Source organism: Bradyrhizobium sp. P3_C3 (genome assembly GCF_056402655.1).
Window position 1 is genome coordinate 1 of the sequence record NZ_JBFUGY010000059.1, and the last position, 22,372, is coordinate 22,372.

Consider the following 22,372-nt stretch of genomic DNA (forward strand, 5'->3'; position numbering starts at 1 on the left):
CAGCAGGATCAAGATATTACTTACGTCGGGCTACGTAGGAGACGTGCTCGCGCGTCATGGGGCGACAGACGAGTTCCCGATTATTCACAAGCCCTTTGGCGTGTCCGAACTCGCTCAACGTTTGCATTCTCTTCTTCAGAAAGAAGATAGTTAGGCAGGCACGAAGCCAGACGGCATCGCCGTCCATAGCGACAATGCGTATTCGTCTCTAGAGCCAGCCATCTCACGGTTCTTGCGGATCAGGTCGAGGCAGCCATGCTCGAACGCAAAGTCCCTGACGTAACTTAAGGTAGCGCAGATCGATTAGCCAGTACCGGTTGAGCGCATGGTTACTGCCTCAATTTCGCGAGGGGCACCATGACCGAGCGACTTATTCAGGCAGGCATTGTCACCGTAGGCACCGTGAAAGCTGGCCTAATCGCTTGGCTGATCCTGACGCTCCGAGGTCGCGGCCTCTTATTGATCAGCTCGCGGCGGTAACGCCGGCCGAGGATGTGTTGTGTCCACAAGTACACAATTCAGAATGCTTATTGTCCTGAGGGGAGCCTTTACCCAGCTCGCGATAGCGTGAAGATTAGCTGATTGCAGTCAAGGATTTTGGATCGTGTTAAGCGACGTCATTCTTCGCTGGCGATTGCGAAACTCATCGCTGGTCTGTCGTTCGTGTAAGATATCTGCCTGTCGCAATCTCTTCCGCCGGGGACGATACATGCTAGGCGAGCAAGGCCTTCAGTGTAACGAATGTGGAGCTTCCAGCGCGGTGACGTATTGGCGCTTTGAGGGGGCTGAGCACGCTCGGGGGCAGCCGAGCGGAAAGGAGCCGGGGTAGTGGCATTCGCGCGCTATTAAACGTCGGCTTACCAACGCAAAGCGGAAGTCTGCTATCTTGAGCGTGACCGGCGGCTTGTGACCCAAATCGGAAACCGGGTTAATCCAATAGTCAGGGGAGCGATACAACCGCCGCCGTGGCTCGGTGTTCGCACGGCGCCCACTGCAGGTTGTGCAACAGATGACGCGATGGCTTATGTGTTTTGTTGCGGATGATTTGAACCTACGATGATCCGCCTTGTGCGCGGGGTGTCCCCACCGTATCCCCACTCGCGCCCATACACCCCGGGGCGGCGTTAACCGCCGAGGCAAGCCCGCTCTCGCAGGCGGGCTTGCCGGCAACCGTCAGAACCCGGAATAGTAGTCGTTCACTGCTCTGGCACGTCCCGGGTCGTTCCAGTCCCAGGCATTGTCGTTGCCGTACTTCGGCGCACCCTGAAGCCTGTCTGCGGTAAGATTGGTCCGGTAGCCGCCGAGACCTGTGTCGTACTTTAGCGATTGCCAAGGCAGCGGATAGTGATCGTCCCCGATGCCGAGGAAGCCGCCGAAGCCGAGAACCGCGTACGACACTTGGCCGCTGACCTTGTCGATCATAACGCGCTCGATCGAACCGATCTTCTGGGCGTCAGACCCATAGACTGCCGTGCCTTCGACCTTGTCGCTGCCTATTAGCGTACCTGTTTCACGCCTTTCCGTTTCCATCGTCGTCTCCTTCTAGAAACATTGATGCACAACAACTGAGATCGGGAGGCGCTCGTTCCTACGTTTTCACCCGAGTTGGTGAATTCATCGCAACGCGCGAGGCGAAGCGCCTGTGACAGATCGAGGTGCTGGCGAACCGAGGATGGTCGTCCGCCGATCGGACCAAGGTCCTACGACCATGGTCGGCCGAAGCGCCAGACCTCGGTCCCACGAGGTCGTTGGACCTTGTACCCTGTCCCGTTGTTCACAGAAAAATCTAACCTGAGCCCATAGGAGCCATCCGACGCGGACGGCTCGCAAAAATTTCAACAGCTCGGCCGCCGCGGCGGACCGTGCGCCACAACAGGTGAGGCCGCCATGGTTGCGTACATCAGGAGCGATCTGGATTTCATTCTCGCGCAGATCAAGGTCGCGGAGAAGCACGCCGCCTATATCGTCGATCCGCTCGACCCGAACGCCGCGCCGCTCTACGGAGCCGGTCTGGCCGGCCAGGTCGGCTCCGTCCCATCCTACAACCTCAGCATCGGCCTTCGTACCGTCGACGGACAGAACAACAACCTGCTGCCCGGCCAGGAGAAGTGGGGCGCTGCGGACATGCCGTTCCCCGAACTGCTGGATCCGACCTTCAGGCCCGCCGAAAACGTGCCGGGCAATTTCCTGCCGCCGGGCGTGCCCGCCGTGCCGACGTCTTACGCGCCGACCAACAACCCGGGTTCGATGGTGTTCGATTCGAGCCTGCGCACCATCTCTAACTTGATCGTCGATCAGACGCTCGCGAACCCGGCGGCGATCATGAAGGGCCTGCAGTCCGGCGGGATCGTCGAGGCCACGCTGGCTAACGTCGCCCTCGTGCAAGATATCTACAACGCCTTCAAACCCGCGCTCGACGCCGAGTATCAGGCCCGCGTGGTGATGCAGAACGCCAAGGCGGCGGCGAACCAGCTGAGCGACGGCGACGAGTCCACCGTTCCCGGCGCGGCCGAACAGGCGGCGATCGACGCCTTCGCGGCGGCCACGGCGGTGCACAACGACATGCTCAACGATCTGGCGGTGGCGCGCGCGGTCCGCGATGCGGGCCTCGAGCCGTTCGGGATCACAATGGACGGCGACAACGTCCAGGTCGTCAACGTCTCTCCGGACGTCGGCCTGTCGGCCCCGTTCAACTCCTGGTTCACTCTGTTCGGCCAGTTCTTCGATCACGGTCTGGATCTCGTCAACAAGGGCGGCAGCGGCACCGTGTTCGTTCCGCTCCAGCCGGACGATCCGCTGTACGTGCCGGGTAGCCCGACCAACTTCATGGTCCTGACCCGCGCCACCGTCAGCCCGGGCGCCGACGGCGTCATGGGGACGGCCGACGACGTGCGTCCCGTCAACACCACGACGCCGTTTGTCGACCAGAACCAGACCTATACGTCGCATGCCTCCCACCAGGTTTTCCTGCGCCAGTACGCGCTCGACGCCAACGGCGTCCCGCACGCTACCGGCCAGCTGATCGAGGGCGGCGGAGACCAGCCGGGCGGCATGGCCACCTGGGGCGAGGTCAAGGAACAGGCCAAGATGCTTGGCATCCTCCTGACCGACCAGGACGTCGGCGCGGTGCCGCTGCTTCGCACCGACCCGTACGGCAACTTCATTCCGAATGCCGCGGGCTTCGCCCAGGTGATCACCGGCGTCGGCGCCGACGGCATTCCGAACACTGCGGACGACATCGTCATCTCCGGCACCTCGACGGCGCCGGTCAGCGTCGCCACCGCGATCCGTATCAACGCCGCCTTCCTTGCCGACATCGCGCACGACGCCGTGCCGAACGGCATCGCCGACGGCGACATTGAAATCGGGCTGCTCAACCCCGGCAACAACCCGGCGGTCTACGACAACGAACTGCTGGACGCCCACTTCATCGCCGGCGACGGCCGCGCCAACGAGAACATCGGCCTGACCGCGGTCCACCACATCTTCCACTCCGAGCACAACCGGCTGGTCGAGCACACCAAAGAGATCGTCCTGGCCTCGAACGACCTGGCCTTCCTCAACGAATGGCTGGCCGTCGACCTCGCCGCACTGCCGACGACGCCCGCTCAGATCGCCGCCCTCGTCTGGGATGGCGAACGCCTGTTCCAGGCCGCCAAGTTCGGCACCGAGATGCAATACCAACATCTCGTCTTCGAGGACTTCGCCCGCAAGGTGCAGCCCAACATCGACTTCTTCGTCGTGCCGGACGGATACCACGCCGACATCAATCCGAGCATTGTCGCCGAATTCGCGCACGTGGTCTACCGCTTCGGCCACTCAATGCTGACCGAGACGATCGACCGGCTCGACCCGACCTTCACTAACGACCAGATCGGGCTCATCGAGGCCTTCCTCAACCCGATCGAATTCGACTCGGGCCACACCGTCGCGGACAGCGTCGCCGCCGGCAACATCATCCGCGGCATGACGCGGCAGGTCGGCAACGAGATCGACGAGTTCGTCACCAGCGCGCTGCGCAACAATCTGCTCGGGTTGCCGCTCGATCTGGCTACCATTAACCTGGCCCGCGGCCGCGATGCCGGCGTGCCGTCATTGAACGCTGCGCGCCGCGACTTCTTTGAGGCAAGCAGCCACGCCGAAGAGCTGCGGCCCTACGCGAGCTGGGTCGACTTCGCGAGCCACCTCAAGAACGAGGCTTCGATTATCAACTTCGTCGCCGCCTACGGAACGCACACGCTGATCACCGGCGAGACGACGGTCGAAGGCAAGCGCGACGCGGCCATGGCGCTGATCTTCGGCACCAGCTTCGGCGACGTCGTCGTTCCGACCGACCCGGCCGAGCTCGCGGCATTCAATGCCGACCGCATAGCCTTCCTCAACGCGACCGGCATCTACGCCGGCGGCTCGCTGGGCGGCCTCGAGAACGTCGATCTCTGGATCGGCGGTCTCGCCGAGAAGGTCATGCCGTTCGGCGGCATGCTGGGCTCTACCTTCAACTTCGTGTTCGAGGTTCAGCTCGAAAAGCTGCAGGACGGCGACCGCTTCTACTACCTGCAGCGGCTCGACGGGCTGCATCTGTTGTCAGAGATGGAGAACAACACCTTCGCCAAGGTAATCGGCCTCAATGCCGACGCCGGCCATCTGCCTTCGGACGTGTTCTCCACGCCCGGCCTCATCCTCGAAGTCGACCAGACCCGGCAGTGGAATCCGGGGCTCGATTCGGCCGATCCGACCGGTGGCACGATCCTGACCCCGCTGGTCCTGCGCGACAACCCGGCGACCGATGGAGCCGAAGCGAACTACCTGCGCTATACCGGCGCCGACCACGTCCTGTTGGGCGGTACCGACCAGGCCGACACGCTGATCGCCAGCGAGGGTGACGATACCCTCTATGGCGACGCCGGCAACGACCGCATGGAGGGCGGCGCCGGCAACGACCAGTACATCGGCGGCGACGGTGACGACATCATCACCGACCAGTTCGGCGACGACATCATGCGCACCGGCCGCGGCCACGACGCGGTCAACGCCGGCCAGGGCGTCGACCTGATCGTCGCCGACGAGGGCGATGACTTCATCGTGCTCGGCGCCGACAGTCTCGATGAGGCCTTCGGCGGGGTCGGCAACGACTTCGTTCTCGGCAGCAAGACCACCGAGCAGACGCTTGGCGGCGAAGGTGACGACTGGATCGAGATCGGCGCCTGGACCGGCGCGGTCGGCGACAATTTCGACGACCAGTTCCAGCTCGATGCCGTCAAGGGCCACGACGTGTTCCACGGGGACGGCGGCTTCGACGAATTCATTGGCGAAGGCGGCGACGATATCTGGTTCGGCAGCCTTGGTCGCGGCAAGTTCGACGGCATGTCCGGCTACGACTGGACGACCTACGCCAACATGAATCTGGCGGTCGACGTCGACCTCAACCGGGTGATCCTGCCCGGTCTGCCGGTGCTTCCGGGCAACGCGGCGCTCGACAGTTTCACCCAGGTCGAAGGCGCGTCCGGATCGGCCCACAATGACGTCATCCGCGGTTCCGACGTGACCCCCGACCTCGTGCCGACCGAAGGCTTCCGCGGCAGTGCCCTGGATGCCGAGGGCATCGCCCTCATCACGGGCCTGCAGGCGCTTCTCGCCGGCGCGGGACCGGCCTCGTTCGATGCCAACGGCAGCTTCGTCGGCGGCAACATCCTGCTCGGCGGTGCCGGCAGCGACCTCATCGAAGGCCGCGGCGGCGACGATATCCTCGACGGCGACCGATGGCTGCGGGTGCGCATCGCGGTGATGTCCGACTTCGACGAGAACGGCCCGGTCGGCAACACCGTGCTCGAGTTCCACGACAGCATGACGACTCTGGTCCAGAAAGTGTTCTCGGGTCAGATCAATCCTGGCCAGCTCAAGATCGTCCGCGACATCGTCTCCGACGGCGCGGCGGCATCGGACATCGACACCGCAGTCTACTCCGACGTCCGCGCCAACTATTCGTTCTCGGCGCGCGCCGACGGCACCCTCGTGGTCTCCAACACCGGCGGCCTCGATCCGCTCGATGGCACCGACCTGCTGCGCAACATGGAGAGGTTGCAGTTTTCCGACGGCACTCTCGGTATCGTCGTAGGCACCCCGTTCAGCGACAATGGCCTCGCCCCGCAGGGCCCGCCGTCCGACAACCGTCCCGTGCTGAACGGTTCGGCGACCGACGACATCATCGTCGGCCTTGCCGGAGCCGACGTGCTCAACGGTCTCGGCGGCAACGACATCCTGGTCGGCGGTCCGGGTTCTGCGACGGGAACGATTGCCGACAACTTCAATTCGGGCGGCTATTCCGGCAACGATGGTAATGCTGCAAACTTCGCCGGAAACTGGACGGAAAACGACAACAACAGCGCCACGAGCGGCGACATCGAAATCGATGGCAATCGCCTTCGTTTCAACGAGACCGTCGATGGCGGCGAAACCATCGAACGCTCGATGAACCTGGCGGGGGCTACGGCCGCAACGCTGTCCTTCAGCTACGAGGATGACAATCTCGGCGTGGGCCAGAGTGTCATCGTCGAGGCCCGCAACAGCGGCAGCGGCACCTGGGAAGTTCTCGGCACGCTCGGCAGCACCACCGCGACAGGCAACGGCAATTTCAGCGCGACGCTGACCGCTGCCCAGATCGGCGCGAACTCGGGAATCCGCTTCCGGACAACCGGCGACGGCAACAACTGGGACAACGGTGACAATTTCTACGTCGATAACCTGACGATCACGATCGTCAGAGCCGGCATCAACGGCGGCGTTGACACCCTCAACGGCGGTCTCGGCAACGACACCTACGCGTTCGGGCTCGGCGACGGCAACGACCTCATCAACGAAGCTGTCAATGCCGCCAGCGGCGGCACCGCCGACCGCATCTCGATCCAGGCTCCGAACGCGGTCGATGCGTCCGGTCAGCCCATCATCGACCCGGTGACCCTGCTTCCGGTACCGACGATCACCGCGTTGGACGCCTTCGACAGCAGCACCGCGACCCAGACCGGCGACCTGGTCATCAATTACAGCCTACCGACCGGGCCTACGGGCTCCGTCGCCCAGTCCATCACGGTGGCAGGCCACTTCACCGGCAACAACGCGCAGACCGGCGTCGAACGCATCAACTTCAACGGCGCGACTTTCGCCGGCTATGCGCTCGGCGCGGAGGATTACTTCATCAGCCGCTCCGATCCGGCCGACCGGGCAGGCGGCGACGTCGACATGTCGCTGAATGCGGTGACCAACACTCAGGCCAACTTCGTGGTGGGCGAGCAGGGCGTCGACGACGAGATCACTGGCGGCGGCCTCAACGACCTGATCTTCGGCGGCACCGGCAACGACGACCTCGTCGGCGGGCTCGGCGACGACCTCCTGGTCGGCGGTGCGGGCAACGACGATCTCGACGCCCGGCTGAACCTCGCTGGTGACGACTTCGAAGGCGCCGTCGGCGCCGACACGATGGTCGGCGGTGCGGGCAACGACACCTACGGCATCGACGATCTGCTCGATGTCGCGATCGAGGCCCAGGACGAGGGCACCGACACCGTCGAGACCTTCCTGGCCGAGCTTTCCATCGCGAGCATGGCCAACGTCGAGAACCTCACCTACCGCGGCGTCGACGCCGACCAGTTCATCGGCACCGGCAACGCCGGCAACAACGTCATCACCGGCGGCGATCTGGCCGACACGCTGAGCGGTCTGGCGGGCAACGACACCCTGAACGGCGGTCTGGGCAACGATACGCTCGACGGCGGCGACGGCAACGATACCCTCAACGGCGGCGACGACGTCGACACGCTGACAGGTGGGCTCGGGGCCGACACCCTCAACGGCGGAGCCGGGGCCGACGTCATGGCCGGCGGCGCCGACAACGACATCTACGTCGTCGACGATGCCGCCGACGTGGTGACCGAACTTGCGGCCGGCGGCACCGACACGGTGCAGTCCTCGGTCTCATACACAGTCGGGGCCGAAGTCGAGAACCTGACGCTGACCGGAGGCGACGCCATCAACGGCAATGGCAACGCGCAGGCCAACACCATCGCCGGCAACGGCGCCAACAACCAGATCTTCGGCGGTGGTGGCAACGACACCATCGATGCCGGCAACGGTACCGACCTGGTCGACGGCGGTACTGGCGACGATACGCTGAGCGGAGGCACCGGCGGCGATACCGACACCATTATCGGCGGCGCCGGCAGCGACACCATCAACGTCAGCGATGGCAACGACGTGGTGGTCTACAACGCCGCCGGGTTCGGTGCCGATACCATCACCGGCTTCGACTCGACCGCGGCCGGGGGCCAGGACCTGATCAACCTCAGCGCCCTCGGCATCACGGCCGCCAACCTGGCGACGCGTGTTGTCGAGACCCAGGTGGGCGCCAATACCGTGCTCACGGTCAGGGATGCGTCCCTGGCGACGATCGGCACCATCCAGGTCAACAACACGACGACGGCCGCGATCGACGCGTCCGACTACGTCCTTGCGCAGGCCGCGCCGGCGCCGTTCGGCACGGCGAGCGCCAACGCCGACGTCATCACCGGCAACGGCGGTGCCAACCTCATCGACGGCCTCGGCGGCAACGATACGCTGAGCGGCGGCGGTGGCGACGATGTCATCCTCGGCGGCGAGGGCGCGGATACCCTCAACGGCGACGACGGCAACGACACGTTGACCGGTGGCACCGGCAGCAACAACGGCGCTTACGTCGACAGCTTCGGAGCCGCGTCGTATTCGAACAGCAACGGCACGCTCGCGTTCACGGGAAACTGGACCGAAGGCGGCGGCGAGACGACCAGCCCGACAGCAGGCGACATCTCGATCACCGGCGGCCGCCTTCAGTTCAATCAGGGCGTCGATGGCGGCGAGACGATCGAGCGCGCCGTCAACCTCGCCGGCGCGACCGCGGCGACGGTGTCGTTCACCTACGAGGACGACAATCTCAACGGCGGCCAGACCGTCATCGTCGAGGCACGGAATGTCAACACCAACGCCTGGGAGGTCTTGACCGGCGGAACGCTGGGAGGCGGTGCCAACGGCACCTTCAACTTCAGCGCCGCCCTGACGCCCGCCCAGATCGGCTCGAACTCGGCCATCCGCTTCCGGACTACCGGCGACGGCAACAACTGGGACAATGGCGACAACTTCTACGTCGACAATTTCACGGTCAACGTCACCGCGCCGGGCCTCAACGCCGGGGCAGACACGGTCAACGGCGGTGCGGGAGACGACACCATTGTCTGGAACGCCAATGCGACGGCGGTCCCGACCGATGGCCGCGACATCGTCAATGGCGGCACCGAAGGCACCGCGGGCGACACCTTCGTCATCAATGGCAACACCTCCAGCGAGGCCTACACGATCTATACGTTGGCCGCCTGGGATGCCGTTGCCGGCAACGACATCGCGAGCTTCGGCGGGCGTACGCCGGAAATCGTCGTCACAAGAGGCGGTTCGGCCTTCGCCAACGTGATCGCGGAACTGAGCGAGATCGAGGAGATCCGCATCAACGGCATCGAACCGACTGGAGCGACGGGCGGCGCGGGAGCAGGCGATACGTTCACGGTCGTCGGCGACTTCACCGCGACCAGCCTGCGCCTCAACACCATCACGATCGATAGCGACGAGGGCGACGACACGATCGACATTTCGGCCCTCACCTCGGCCCATCGCATCGTGTTCAAGTCCAACGGCGGCAACGACACCATCATCGGCGCCCTCCAGGCCGAGGACGTGATCGAGCTTCCGGAAGGGGCGGATCCGGCGACCTACCACCTGGTCGAGAACCAGGACGGCACCAAGACCATCTCGAACGGAACCCATTCGGTCACCTTCTCGGGCATGGTGCCGCCCCAGTTCGAACCCAATGAGCCGGACGAGGACGACGAGGAAGAAACCGAAACGCCGAACGAGGATGACGAGGCGCCAACGGCGGGCGGTGACGACGAAGAAGAGACCGAGACCGCAACCGACGGCGTGGTCCGGAACGGCACGGCGCAGTCCGATACGCTGGTCGGCACACCCGGCGACGACAGCATCGTCGCCTTCGCAGGAGACGACATCGCCGTCGGCCATGCTGGCGCCGATGCGATCTCGGCCGGCGAGGGGGCCGACTTCGTCAACGGCGGTGCTGGCCGGGACGTGATCTTCGCTGGCGCGGGCGACGACCACGTGTTCGCCGGAGCCGACGCGGACATCGTCTACGGCGATGCCGGGGCGGACCGCATCTTCGGCGATCAGGGCGACGACCTGATCAACGCCGGTGCGGGCGACGACACCGTGTTCGGCGGGGCCGGCAACGACCTGATCGTGGCCGAGATTGGCGATGGCAACGACGCCTATTTCGGCGACGAAGGCGCCGGTGGGTCGGGCACCGACACGCTCGACATGTCAGCGGCGAGCACGGCCGTCACCGTCAACCTGGGTTCCGGCCCGCTCGCGAACGGCAGCGCCTCGAGCTCGCAGACCGGCAACGACACGCTGTGGGGCATCGAGAATGTCACCACCGGCTCCGGCAACGACGTCATCGTCGCCGGCACCGCCGCCAACGTGATGAAAGGAGGGCTCGGCGACGACACCTTCCGCTTCAGCTCGGTGGAAGCGGCCAAGGGCGACACCATCGTCGGCTTCGAGCCGGGAGACCGCATCGACCTCAGCGGCATCGACGCGAACTACGCCGTCGACGGCAACCAGAGCTTCACACTGGTTTCCGATGCCGCGTTCACCGCGGCCGGGCAGCTCGCGGTGAGCTACGAGACTCACAACGGTCAGGAATTCACCGTCATCCAGGGCAACGTCGACGGCAACGCCGCCGCCGACTTCAAGATCGAGATCGCGGGCCACCAGAACCTCGGCTCCAACGTCACGCTCTAGCCTCACGACCCTATGCCGGAACGGGAGACCATCTTTCCGTTCCGGCCAGATTTCTGTTCCTCGCACCTGAGGGCATCCAAACAAATGGCTAAACCGAAAGAGCTCACACCCGCGAAGCGCCGGCGCCTGGCCGAGCTGACAAGGGGCTTCCGCAGCATCGTCCTGTTTCTGTTCGTGGTCTCCGGCATGATCAACGTGCTGGCGCTCACCGGCTCCGTCTACATGATGCAGATCTACGACCGCGCGCTGACCAGCGGCAGCATCCCCACCCTGGTGATGCTCTCGGTGCTCGCGATCGGGCTCTATCTATTCCAGGGTGCCTTCGACGTCGTCCGCTCCCAGGTGCTGGTGCGGGTTGGCGCCCGGATCGACCGCAAGATCGCGCCGCTGGCGCATCGCGTCGCCATCGACATGCCGCGTTTCGGCTTCTCCACCTCCGAAGCGCTGGAGCGCGGGCGGGACGTCGACACCGTCCGTGGCTTCCTCGGCAGCCAGGGCCCCTCGGCGTTGTTCGACCTGCCCTGGATGCCGATCTATCTGGCCTTCATCTACTTCCTTCATCCGATGCTCGGCGCGTTGACCTTCGCGGGCGCGCTCGTCCTCGTCGTGCTCACCGTGGTCAGCGAAGTCATGACCCGCCGTCTCATCGTGTCCACGCGCAAGGCGGCGACGGAACGCAACGGCATCGCCGACTGCAACGCGCGCAACGCCGAGGTGCTCAAGGCGATGGGCTTCGCAGGCCGCGCCGTCGGCCGCTTCAACGAGGCCAATGCCGAGCATCTCGATCTGCAGACGAAGGCCAACGACATCACCGGCGGGTTCGCCGCGGTTTCGCGTGTGCTACGCATGGTGCTGCAGTCGGCCCTGTTGGGGCTCGGCGCCTACCTCACCATCAAGGGTGAGCTTTCGGCTGGCGCCATCATCGCGGTCTCGGTCGCCTCGGCGCGCGCGCTGGCCCCCGTCGATCTCGCGATCGGCAACTGGAAGGCCTTCATCGCCGCGCGGATGGCCTACCAACGGCTGCGCGAGACCGTCATCGCGCTCGCCTCCGCCGACGAGCCGATGCGGCTGCCCGATCCGACCGCCCGTCTCTCCGTCGAGAAGATCACCGTGGCGGTCCCCGGGACCGGACAGGTGGTGCTGAGCGAAGTCGCCTTCGAGCTCGAGGCCGGCCAGGCGCTCGGCATCATCGGCCCCAGCGCCGGCGGCAAGACCACGCTGGTGCGCGCGCTGACCGGCATCTGGCCGGCGCTGCGCGGCAGCGTGCGGCTCGACGGCGCCGACCTGACCCAGTGGCGCGAGGACGACCTCGGCAGGCACATCGGCTATCTCCCCCAGGAGGTCGCGCTGATGGACACTACCATGGAGGAGAACATCTGTCGCCTCGAGCGCCAGCCCGACTCCCGCAAGGTGATCGCGGCCGCCAAGGCGGCCGGCGTCCACGAGATGATCGTCAGGCTGCCGGAGGGCTATCGCACCAGGTTGGGGCCGCAGGGCTGCGCGCTTTCCGCAGGTCAACGCCAGCGCATCGCGCTGGCGCGCGCGCTTTACGGCAATCCCTTCATGGTGGTGATGGACGAGCCCAACTCCAATCTCGACGGCGAGGGTGAGGCGGCGCTCACCGCGGCGATCGAGGGCATCCGCGCTCGCGGCGGCGTCGCCATCGTGATCGCGCACCGCCCGAGCGCGCTGGTGGCGGTCGATCTCGTCGCCATCGTCCAGGCCGGCCGCATGGTCGCCTTCGGCAAGAAGCAGGACATCATGACTCCTGTCCTGCAGCCTTCCGCGCTAACCCCGGCCGGCACGATTCCCGTAGAAGCCCAAATGCGGAGGCCTGCATGATCAACGTCCAGGCCACCCGCAAGTCCACCGTCGAGACTGCCCCCGGCCGCGAGGACTACGAAGAGAAGCAGGATCGCAGCCGCCGCTTCGTGCCGCTGATCTTCTTGCTCATCGTCGGATCCTGCACAGCCTACCTCAAGAGCTTCCTGCCAATGAAGCTGGGGGCCAGCGAGGACCGTGAAAAGGTCCGCGGCTCGGGCGAGGAGGAGAACCTGAAGGAGGACGCGCTCGCGGCGGCCGAGGAGCCCGCGGAGGAGCAGCCTGAGCCGCCCCGGTCGTCGGGCTGGACCGAGGAGGGCAGGATCGTCGCGCACGCCGAGGAGGAGCGCGCCGTAGGCGGCGGTGCGACCGATTTCAGCGCCCAGGCGCGCACCGACAAGCCCGAGCTGAACAACAAGGGGTCCGGCGCGAGTCCGAAGGTCGCCAACGACAACCACCGGCCTCGCCAGGAGGACTCCGGCTCCGGTGGTGGCAGTGGCGGTGGCGGAGGAGGTGGCGGCGGAGGAGGTGGCGGCGGCGACAGACCGCGCGACCCGCCGGCGCCGGATCACCGCAACCGCGCGCCCCGCGTCTCCGGCGCGGTGCATCTTCCCGACGTGGTGGCCTGCCACGGTCTGGCGATATCGATGGCGGCGCTGCTGGCCGGCGCCACCGATCCGGACGGCGACAATCTGACCGTGGTCGGCATCTTCTCCTCCTCCGGCTCCCTGGTCCGCACCGAGGACGGCTGGGAATTCGACCGCGCGCCGAACATGCTCGGCGAGGTCAAGCTGACCTACGCGATCAGCGACGGCTCCCACATCGTCATGCAGACAGCCTACTTCAATGTGGTTGAGGCGCCGCCCATCGTCGGGACCGAGAGCGACGACATCCTGCTCGGCACACAGTGCGCCGAAACCATCGCGGGACTCGGCGGAGACGACAACATCGACGCCAGAGGCGGCAACGACCGGATCTCGGGTGGGGCCGGCGACGACCATATTTTGGCGGGCGCGGGCCACGACGTGGTCTATGCGGGCGACGGCAACGACACCGTGTTCGCGGGCACGGGCAACGACGTGGTGTTCGGCGGCACCGGCGACGACCGTCTGTGGGGCGACGAAGGCGACGACACCCTGCTGGGTGAGGAGGGAGACGACCACCTCGACGGCGGCGCGGGCCGCGACATTTTGCTGGCGGGAGCCGGCGACGACACCCTTGAGGGCGGTGACGGCCACGACCATCTCGACGGCGGCGAGGGCGCCGACCGGATGTCCGGCGGGAGCGGCAACGACATCATCGCCGACGGCGGCGGAAACGACGTCGCCACCGGCGGCGCGGGCAACGATATCGTAATGGCGGCCGCCGATGCCGCGGACGACGGCTTCGCCGGCGGCGCCGGCGTAGACACGCTGGACTATTCATCGGCTACGCGTTCGATCAGGGTGGATCTGGGCTCGGGTACCGCCTCCGGCACTGACATCGGCAACGACGCGATCGCGGAGTTCGAGATCGTCATCGGCGGCGCGGGCGACGATACCCTCACGGCCGCTGGATCGGCTTCGGCCTCGATCGACGGCGGCGGCGGAAACGACGTCGTGGCCGGGGGCGCCGGCGACGACACGCTGACCGGCGGGACTGGCAACGACACGATCTCGGACGGCGGCGGATCTGATACGGTCGCCGGCGAGGCCGGAAACGATCTGGTTCTCGCTGGGGCCGATGCCGCGGACGACAGCCTCGACGGCGGTGCCGGGACCGACACCCTCGACTATTCCTCGGCCATCAAGAAGATCGCCGTGAATCTCGCCTCGGGCCGAGCCTTCGGTGAGGATATCGGAGAGGACGCGATCGCAGAGTTCGAGATTGTCGTCGGCGGCGCGGGCGACGACGTCATGACGGGGAGTGCGGGAGCCGACACTCTCGCCGGCGGGGCCGGCAACGACATCATCGCCGACGGCGGCGGAGCCGACAAGGTGGACGGCGGCAGCGGCGACGACGTCGTGCTGGCGTCGGCCGACGGCACCGACGACGCCTATGATGGCAATTCGGGTCAGGACACCCTCGACTATTCGGCGACCACCGTCACCGTCACGATCGATCTGCGCAGCGGCACCGCCGTGGGACGTGAGATCGGCAAGGACCTGATCGATGGCTTCGAGGTGATCATCGCGGGCTCCGGTGACGACGTGATCATCGCCGGCAGCGGCGCGGTGGTCCTGACCGGCGGCGCCGGCGATGACTGCTTTCAGTTCCAGCGCGGTGATGACGGCGCTCAGCAGCAGGACGTGGTCAAGAAGATCACCGACTTCACAATCGGCGACAAGATCGTGGCCGCGACCTATCAGATTACGATCAAGGAAGGCTGCGACGCCGAGGAGCAAGTCGCTGACCTGTTTGAACAGATCTACCTCGACGAGAACCACGGCGGCCACAATCGCCAAGTGCGCTTCCGCTTCGAGGAACTCGCCGAGGGCAAGTACACCGCCATCGACGTCGATTACGGCAACGACGACGCAGACGGCATGACGATCGAAGTCGCCGGTCACCACCATCTGCAATTCTCGTCGATTCATTCCTGAGGTGAAGCCATGAAGCATGTCGCTGCATCTGAATTCGCCCGCTTGGAGCATCCGGCTATCGACGCGCCCCGCGAACGGCCGTTGCGGCTGTGGCCGCGCATCGTCGCCGGCCTCGTGCTGAGCGCGCTACTGGTCGCCGGTTGCGGCGGCTGGGCCGCCTGGGCGATGTTGGAGGGCGCGGTGGTCGCCGCCGGAACGGTCAAGGTCGACCAGAACCTCAAGGAGGTGCAGCACCGCGACGGCGGCATCGTCAAGACACTGTCGGTGCGCCAGGGCGACCAGGTTCGCGAAGGCCAGGTGCTGGCGACCCTCGATGACGTCCAGATCAAGGCCGAGCATCTGATCGTGCGCGCGCAGCTGGTCGAGGCGCTCGGGCGCCGCGCCCGCCTGGTGGCCGAACGCGACAACCTGACGTCCGTCGAGTTTCCCGGCGACATGCACGCGTTATTCCCTTCGACCGCCGGATCGGTGATCCACGGCGAGGCCCGTCTGTTCGCCGGCAACAAGACCGCGCGCGACAGCCAGAAGGAACAGCTCGAGCTCAGCATCGCCCAAACCGGCGAGGAGATCAGGGGCATGGCGGCCCGCCTCGCCGCCAAGGAGGAGGAAGGTAAGCTCGTCGGTGCCGAGCGCGAGAAGCTGCAGTCGCTCTTCGAGCGCAAGATCGTCGAGTACCAGCGCGTTTATACCTCCCAGCGCGACTACGCCCGCATCATGGGCGAGCAGGGCGAGATCCAGGCGAGCATCGCGCGCGCCAAGGTGAGGACCAGCGAGATCCGCGTGCAGATCATCGCCGTGGACCAGAACGCCTCGACCGAGGCCCAGAAGGACCTGCGCACAGTGGAGGCGCGCATCGCCGAGCTTCAGGAGCGCAAGCTCGCCGTCGAGGACCGGCTGTCGCGCACCGAGATACGTTCCCCGGCGTCCGGCTACATCAACGAACTGTTTGCCTACACGGTGGGCGGCGTCATCACCCCGGCGGCCAAGATCGCCACCGTGGTGCCGGAGAACGCCGACCTCAAGTTCGAGATTCGCATCTCGCCGGCCGACATCGACCAGGTGAGGGTTGGACAGCCGGCGCGCATCCGCCTCTCCGCCTTCAACCGCGCCACCACGCCGGAGCTGAAGGGCAAGGTCGCGATGGTGTCGCCGGCCTCGGCCCGGGATCCGTCCAACGGCCAGGAGCACTACATCGCCCACGTCCGCCTGCTTCCGGCCGAGGCGGACCTGATCCAGCACAAGGGACTGAAGCTCGTTCCCGGCATGCCGGCGGAGGTCTTCGTCTCGACCCAGGAGCGCACCGCGGCCTCCTATCTGGCCAAGCCCGTCATCGACCAGATGACACGCGCCTTTCGGGAGCGCTGAGGCATGACGAATTTCCCCGCCGACACACCGAGGAAGGCATCGACGCCGAGGTGGCCGCCGGGGTTCCTTACGTTAACCTTTCAGCGAAGGGGAGCGTCGGGAGCCGCGAACCGGCGACATTCGGCGGGGGTTCGGAGGCCTTCCGGCCCAGCACCGCAGCCCGGGCATCTTGCCACACCTCCGGAATATCCAAGGACGGATTCCACGAATTGGTATTTTCTTTCGGGCTCGGGGATTTTTCTTTCCTCGTGAATGCCTTGGAACCGTCGTTCTCCACCGGCGGAAGTTTTAATGATGGCTCTTTTGGGTGGGTTTGATGAGCGATATTACGATCGCGATTGTCGAGGACCAGCCTTTGATGATGACGGCCCTCACGACCTTTCTTTCGGCGTCGACCGATTTCAAGATCGTCGCCTTCGGCGTCACCGCCGCCGACATGATCCGGCTGGCCCGTTTCCATGTCCCCAGGCTGATGATTCTGAGCCCCTCCGTCCCCGACGAGACCTACGACGCCATCCGCACGATCCGCAACGTCCTGCCTGCGATCAAGATCGTCGCCTACACCTCCCAGCACGGCGTCGACCATGCCGTCCGGGCGCTCGACGCCGGCGCTCACGGCTACGTCCTCAAGCGCTCCTCGGCCGACGAGTTGATGGCCGCCGTCCGGGCCGTGCTGAAGGATGAGACCTATATTACCCAGGGCTTTGCGGTCCGGGTGATCGACGCGCTCCGCAACACCGACGTCCGCCACCGCGTCGCCGAGGCCATCAAGCTCAGTCAGCGCGAGGGGCAGATTGTCCGGCTGCTGCTGCGTGGCATGACGAACAAGGAAATCGCCGCGACGCTTCGCATCACCGAGAAGACGGTCAAGCACTACATGACCGAGCTGATGCAGAAGATGCAAGCCAGGAACAGGGTCGAGGTCATCATCGCCGCCCAGAGGATGTCCGAGTACCGACTCCAGTCGCTCGACGCCTGAAACAGGAAAAGGATTCGCGCTGCCCGCTCCGGCCGGTTTAGTCCTTCGCCCGAATCCTGTTCGTATCGCTCCCGGCAGCGGACACCTACCCTGCAGCGTCGGAACCGGAAATTCCGGGCCGAAGAAGGCGATATGCGCCGACAAGACCGAGCCCGATCGGAGATCCCGTTTTTCGTCTGGAAAACGGGATCTCTCTCTCGTATCGATCAAACTGCAGAAGTCTCGTTTGCTGGAGAAATAACGCGTTCGGTCCTGGTCGGGTTGCTATCCCGACGTTGCTGAACTGGCTGCCCGTTCGGGTGTAGATGCCCGTACCGGCGTTGAGCTTGATCGAATTCTGACGATCGATCGGCAGCGCGACAGTAAAACCCGTACGCATGGTCTCTTGTTCGTTGTCGCCCTTCTTGCCGTCTACGGTGGTGCGGAGGCTTCTGAAATAGGTGCCATCCAATGAAATCCATGCGCCGGAGAGTGAAACCCCAGCGCAGGAGCTAGGCCAAGGAAACCGTAAACTCGGAATGCCGTCTGGGGGAGCGTAGGTAGCGGTCTCCCGCTAACAATTCCCCCGAGGGGGATCCGAGYCTGCCATGGCGGGCTCATAGCTCAATGCCAGCAGACGATCGCCCTTAACCGCGACCATCCGCAACGGCATGTAGGTTAGCCAACCGCTTAAGTCACGAAGGGCGAAGTTCGCTCGGCAGTGGCGCGTCAGGCGTCGGCGATCAGTGAGGCGATGTCCTCGAGCGGACGCCGGCTGAAGTCCTTCGCGAGCTCCCCTAAGATCTTGTCTCTCAGGTCGCGATTGAAGTGCTTGCGCATCTCTCCCAGGATTCTGGGATCGGAGACGACGACCAAGTGTTCGATGGTTCCGTCAAGGCTGAGCTTGTTCAGGAAAGCCGCCGTCGCTGCCGCGAAGTCGTCCTCGACGAGCCGCCTCCCGTCGGGGTTGGCTGAGCCGGAACGATGCCGCGCACCCAAGCCCGAGTGGGCGGACTGAGGCGGAGCCGCCGTGATCTCGACCAAGTGGACCCCAGGTTTCACGCCTGTATTGTGGAACAGGCGGATCGTCTCGCCGTCAGCGACAGCTACTGTCGCACCGGTAGGCAGAATCATCGAAAGACCTCCCGTTCACGATCCCGCACTGACACGGCGGGCTATGTACTTGTCAGCCGGCGTGTTGCTGCGTCTCTTAAGCTCCCGGCACGGAACTCCTCAGAGCAGGGCAGTACAACGATCGCCGTAGGAAGCGGCGCGGCGCGCACGGCGATCTTGGCGGCCGAGAAGTCGGTGTGCTGGGGAACGCCTTCCCGGCCGGTCGACGATCACTCGAAGATTGAGTCCTTGGCGGTCGAAAGGAAAATCACCTCTCGCTATGGAGTCGATAGCCGACCGTTATCGGAATGACTGAAAGACGCTTGGCGCCGCGGCGGGACTACGGCGCTTCCCTCTGCGAGCACTCGCGCAAGCGGTCGCCGGAAGCCCCGCCTTTGCCGAAGCTTGTTCGAAGGCAGATGGAAGCTTCGGCCCGGATGCCTCGGTACTCGTCGCGACATTGGAAGCGCGCGCACCCTTCGCGATGTCGGGACGACCGGCGCAATGTTCCGCGGCGTTTGCCCGGCGTCGTCTCGACGCGGGTCGGCTACGTCAAGAACTTCGCCCACCGCAACCGCGCTACGCACGCGGCAGCGATGGAGATCGCGTCCGGTTCGACCAAGACGAGCTTCAGCGACCGGAAAGAGTTCTTCTGCCAGATTTCCCGCGCGCCGTGGTCCCCGCCCTTAGGGGAACGTCAGGCCGAATGCAGCCGGATCGGGCTGCTCGCCTTTCCGGGGGACCAAGAAGCGTTCCAACCCACCCGGCACGAAGCTGAGCAGCAGGGTCGCCTGGTCGCCGACCACCTCGATCGTATGCGGCACACCGCGGGGAAGAGCCGCGTAGGCGCCTGGTCCCACCTCGATACGGGCATCGCCGACCCGCGCGATTAGCTTCCCTTGCACCACGTATAGTAGCTCGTCCTCGCGCGTGTGGGTGTGTAGCGGCGGTTCTTCCCCGGCTCGCACCGTCCACAGGACAGTGCCATATTCGCCTCCGGACTGGCTGCTCTCCACCTTCATCTCGACGCTCGAGCCTCCGCTCGAGGTCACTGTCTCGCCGCCGTGCGGCACCGTGAGAACCGGCTTGTGAACTGACATTGTAACCTCCTGATTGCGCGTCGGATGAGCCCGGCACCGTGCAAGCATGGAATTCCGTGCGGCGAATTGGAAATGACGTCACGCCATGAAATCAATAGCTGCGCGTCATGATGGCGGTTCGCTTTCCGCATCGGACTCGCGTGCATCCGACGTTGACTGCTCGAGCAGCTCGGTCAGCATCCTGATGGCCTCCGTTGGCTTCAGGACTTCGCTCACGTAGCTGTTCGATCTTCTCATGCAGCAATCTGAGCTTCGCCCTACATTGATCCGGTAGTCGCTCCCTGCGGCTTTGCGATCGATATCTTGCTGCTTGTTCTGGCTTAGCATGATGATCAGCGCTGCGTTGCCGCCTGGGCGCGCGGCGTGCCGATAACGGTCGGCTATCGACTCCATGGCAAGAGGTGATTTTCCATTTTTCGGTGCTGGACCCAATCTTCGTGCCGTCGTCGCCCGCCCGCGTGTACAGGCCGAAGTTGGCGTACTGTTGGACGATCGCAGGCCAGGAGTTTCCCAGATGCTGATCAAATATTCATCCGACATTTCCTTTCCCGGCGAGGTCGAGAGCCCTCTGCCGGAGGATGTCGTCGTGCTTGCGGGCCGCGCCGGCGTCGCGCTTGGGGTGCAGCGCCCACTCGGCGTGAGAGTGCGGAGCGTCAGCGGTCACGGCAGCGGTGTGATCGCGTCCAGGCGCGTGGAGATTCCGGTCGTCGGGGGCTACGGCGAGATCTCCGGGGTCCTGTTCCGAACCGCCCCACGGTCAAGCACGCGCCGCGTGGCCTTCGCCCGCGGTTCGGAGGGGGAGAGGTCGATCGGGGACGTGGCGCAGTTCGTCGTCCACGACATCAACAACCTTCTCGCCGTGATCAGCGGCGGCCTGCGGCTGCTCGAGTGCCGGAGCGACGCCGCTTATCGAGAGGCGATCGTTGGCAAAATGCAGGAGGCGATTACGCGAGGCGTGTCGCTCAGCCGCCAGCTCCTCGATACTGCGCGACCATGCCGCAAGTCGATCGACGGCTTTGTCGCAGGCAGTCGTCTCGCAGCGATCGCGGGTACGCTTGACTGGGCGTTGCGCCCGGACATCACTGTCCGCACCGAGATCGCGCCTGACTTATGGACCTTCAATGCCGACCCGGAAGAGCTGTACTTTGCGCTCCTGAATCTCTGCCGAAACGCAGACGATGCCATGCCGGCCGGCGGCACGATCACCGTCGCGGCGCGGAATGTCGAGCCGTTTAGCGCGGACCGCGGGTTCATTGAGATTGTCGTCGCCGACGAGGGGGAGGGCATGTCTGAGGAGGTCCTGTCGCAGGCGTTCCTTCCGTACTTCACGACAAAGGCGGCTGGCGGCGGCAGCGGACTCGCGCAGGTTCGGCGCTTCGCCGAAGGGCGGAGCGGTGCGATCAGTATAGAGAGCGAGCGAGGTGGCGGCACGCTGGTCCGCCTCTGTCTCCCGCGTGTCGACGATGCGGGGGGCCGGAGCAGCTTTGTCGGTACGCGGATCACGCGCACGCCGTCATCCAAAACTCCCCGCGGTCAGTGACTACCGCGGTGTGGCGGGAAGGCCGGAGATGCGGAAAAGCGGGAACGCGCCCGCGGGGGCTTCCCATCCGGCGAATCACCGTGAATGCGACGTATGGTCGGGCCACTTCGACACCGAATCGACTACATCGCGGCACTCTAGGAACGAGATAAGACTATGTTTTCCGTGATTTTCGAAGCCCTCCCCCATAAAGGGAAGTGGGATAACTACCTCGACAACGCCAACATGCTGCGCCCCGAGCTGGAGCAGGTCGAGGGCTTCGTCGACAACATCCGCTACAAGAGCCTGACACGCGAGGGCTGGATCCTTTCGCTTTCGAACTGGCGGGACGAGAAGTCGCTCGTCCGTTGGCGCATCCGCATGCGCCATCACGAGGTCCAGCAGAAGGGCCGCGATGAAATACTCGCAGGCTACCACCTCCGCGTCGGTCAGATCACTGCCGACAATAAGGTGCCCGTGGGTTACGCCCTCAGGGAGCAGCGGCTCGATGAGACCGAAGTCGGGGAGGGGCTGACAGTCACGCTGATCAACGCGACGCGCCCCGCGGAGTGGAAGCAGACCGACAATCCGTACGACTGCGCGGAGTGGCTCGGACTGAACCCTTGGGCCGCCGACTTCACGTCCTGGGACATCTTCGAAGCAGTGCTCACGCCTGGCGACCTGATTCTGCTCATGTCCTGGAAGGACGCCGCCGCAGCGCAGGCTTACGAGGACGCTTCCGCGCCGGATGACAAGGCAAGGGTTCGTAGAGTGCGGATCGTGCGCGACTACGGGAAATACGACCGTCGCGAGGCACCTCAATACTTCGAAGATGCCAAGGGCGGCGAGACCCTCCATGCCTGACGCCGCTCCGTCGGGAAGGGCCATGCTGCCACGAGAGTTCGACTCTGGGTTCGCTATGCCGCCCAGTCTCGCGTTTAGCCAGGCTTGGTAAGAAACAGACGATTGGCGGTTGACGAATTATCGTTGAGGCTTGCTCCGCTAGCTGTCGCACGATTGATTT

12 protein-coding genes are annotated in these 22,372 nt (G+C 65.0%); 7 read left to right on the plus strand and 5 right to left on the minus strand.

Annotated features, from left to right (window positions below; all coding sequences use genetic code 11):
• Positions 1-1,173: 1,173 nt before the first annotated feature.
• Positions 1,174-1,530, minus strand: coding sequence for a PRC-barrel domain-containing protein (locus tag AC1DW2_RS39060; RefSeq protein ID WP_028160059.1), 357 nt, complete (start codon positions 1,528-1,530; stop codon positions 1,174-1,176).
• A 357-nt stretch (positions 1,531-1,887) separates the two neighbouring features.
• Between AC1DW2_RS39060 and AC1DW2_RS39065 the strand changes: the two genes are divergently transcribed.
• The 5 genes from AC1DW2_RS39065 (at position 1,888) to AC1DW2_RS39085 (ending at position 17,637) form a co-directional block, all read left to right on the plus strand.
• Positions 1,888-10,890 (plus strand): peroxidase family protein, encoded by a 9,003-nt coding sequence (locus tag AC1DW2_RS39065; RefSeq protein WP_477008676.1) that lies wholly within the window; start codon positions 1,888-1,890, stop codon positions 10,888-10,890.
• Positions 10,891-10,974: 84 nt separating this feature from the next.
• A complete protein-coding gene (locus AC1DW2_RS39070) occupies positions 10,975-12,732 on the plus strand; it encodes a type I secretion system permease/ATPase (RefSeq protein WP_063981733.1) in 1,758 nt (585 codons plus the stop codon).
• On the plus strand, positions 12,729-15,293 hold the full coding sequence (locus tag AC1DW2_RS39075) for a calcium-binding protein (protein ID WP_063981734.1): 2,565 nt from the start codon (positions 12,729-12,731) through the stop codon (positions 15,291-15,293). Before AC1DW2_RS39070 ends, AC1DW2_RS39075 begins: the two co-directional genes overlap by 4 nt.
• Before the next feature lie 9 nt (positions 15,294-15,302).
• Entirely contained in the window at positions 15,303-16,658 is a 1,356-nt protein-coding gene (locus tag AC1DW2_RS39080) for an HlyD family type I secretion periplasmic adaptor subunit (RefSeq protein WP_063981735.1), read from the plus strand.
• 316 nt (positions 16,659-16,974) lie between these two features.
• A complete protein-coding gene (locus tag AC1DW2_RS39085; RefSeq protein ID WP_063981736.1) occupies positions 16,975-17,637 on the plus strand; it encodes a LuxR C-terminal-related transcriptional regulator in 663 nt (220 codons plus the stop codon).
• A gap of 85 nt (positions 17,638-17,722) precedes the next feature.
• Here the strand turns inward: AC1DW2_RS39085 and AC1DW2_RS39090 are convergent, their stop codons facing one another.
• The 4 genes from AC1DW2_RS39090 to AC1DW2_RS39105 form a co-directional block, all read right to left on the minus strand.
• Entirely contained in the window at positions 17,723-18,088 is a 366-nt protein-coding gene (locus tag AC1DW2_RS39090) for a hypothetical protein (RefSeq protein ID WP_063981737.1), read from the minus strand.
• A 257-nt stretch (positions 18,089-18,345) separates the two neighbouring features.
• Complete coding sequence (locus AC1DW2_RS39095) at positions 18,346-18,750, minus strand: baeRF12 domain-containing protein (RefSeq protein ID WP_063981738.1); 405 nt, start codon at positions 18,748-18,750, stop codon at positions 18,346-18,348.
• Between the two features lie 665 nt (positions 18,751-19,415).
• Complete coding sequence (locus tag AC1DW2_RS39100) at positions 19,416-19,829, minus strand: cupin domain-containing protein (protein WP_063986168.1); 414 nt, start codon at positions 19,827-19,829, stop codon at positions 19,416-19,418.
• A gap of 105 nt (positions 19,830-19,934) precedes the next feature.
• Positions 19,935-20,369 carry a DUF1003 domain-containing protein gene (locus tag AC1DW2_RS39105; RefSeq protein ID WP_245328573.1) on the minus strand — a complete coding sequence of 145 codons (435 nt, stop codon included), beginning with the start codon at positions 20,367-20,369 and terminating at the stop codon, positions 19,935-19,937.
• Between AC1DW2_RS39105 and AC1DW2_RS39110 the strand changes: the two genes are divergently transcribed.
• Together AC1DW2_RS39110 and AC1DW2_RS39115 are read left to right on the plus strand one after the other, a co-directional pair.
• Complete coding sequence (locus AC1DW2_RS39110; RefSeq protein ID WP_245328574.1) at positions 20,344-21,369, plus strand: ATP-binding protein; 1,026 nt, start codon at positions 20,344-20,346, stop codon at positions 21,367-21,369. The genes AC1DW2_RS39105 and AC1DW2_RS39110 overlap by 26 nt on opposite strands.
• 156 nt (positions 21,370-21,525) lie before the next feature.
• Positions 21,526-22,212 carry an antibiotic biosynthesis monooxygenase family protein gene (locus tag AC1DW2_RS39115; RefSeq protein ID WP_063981740.1) on the plus strand — a complete coding sequence of 229 codons (687 nt, stop codon included), beginning with the start codon at positions 21,526-21,528 and terminating at the stop codon, positions 22,210-22,212.
• Positions 22,213-22,372 lie beyond the last annotated feature (160 nt).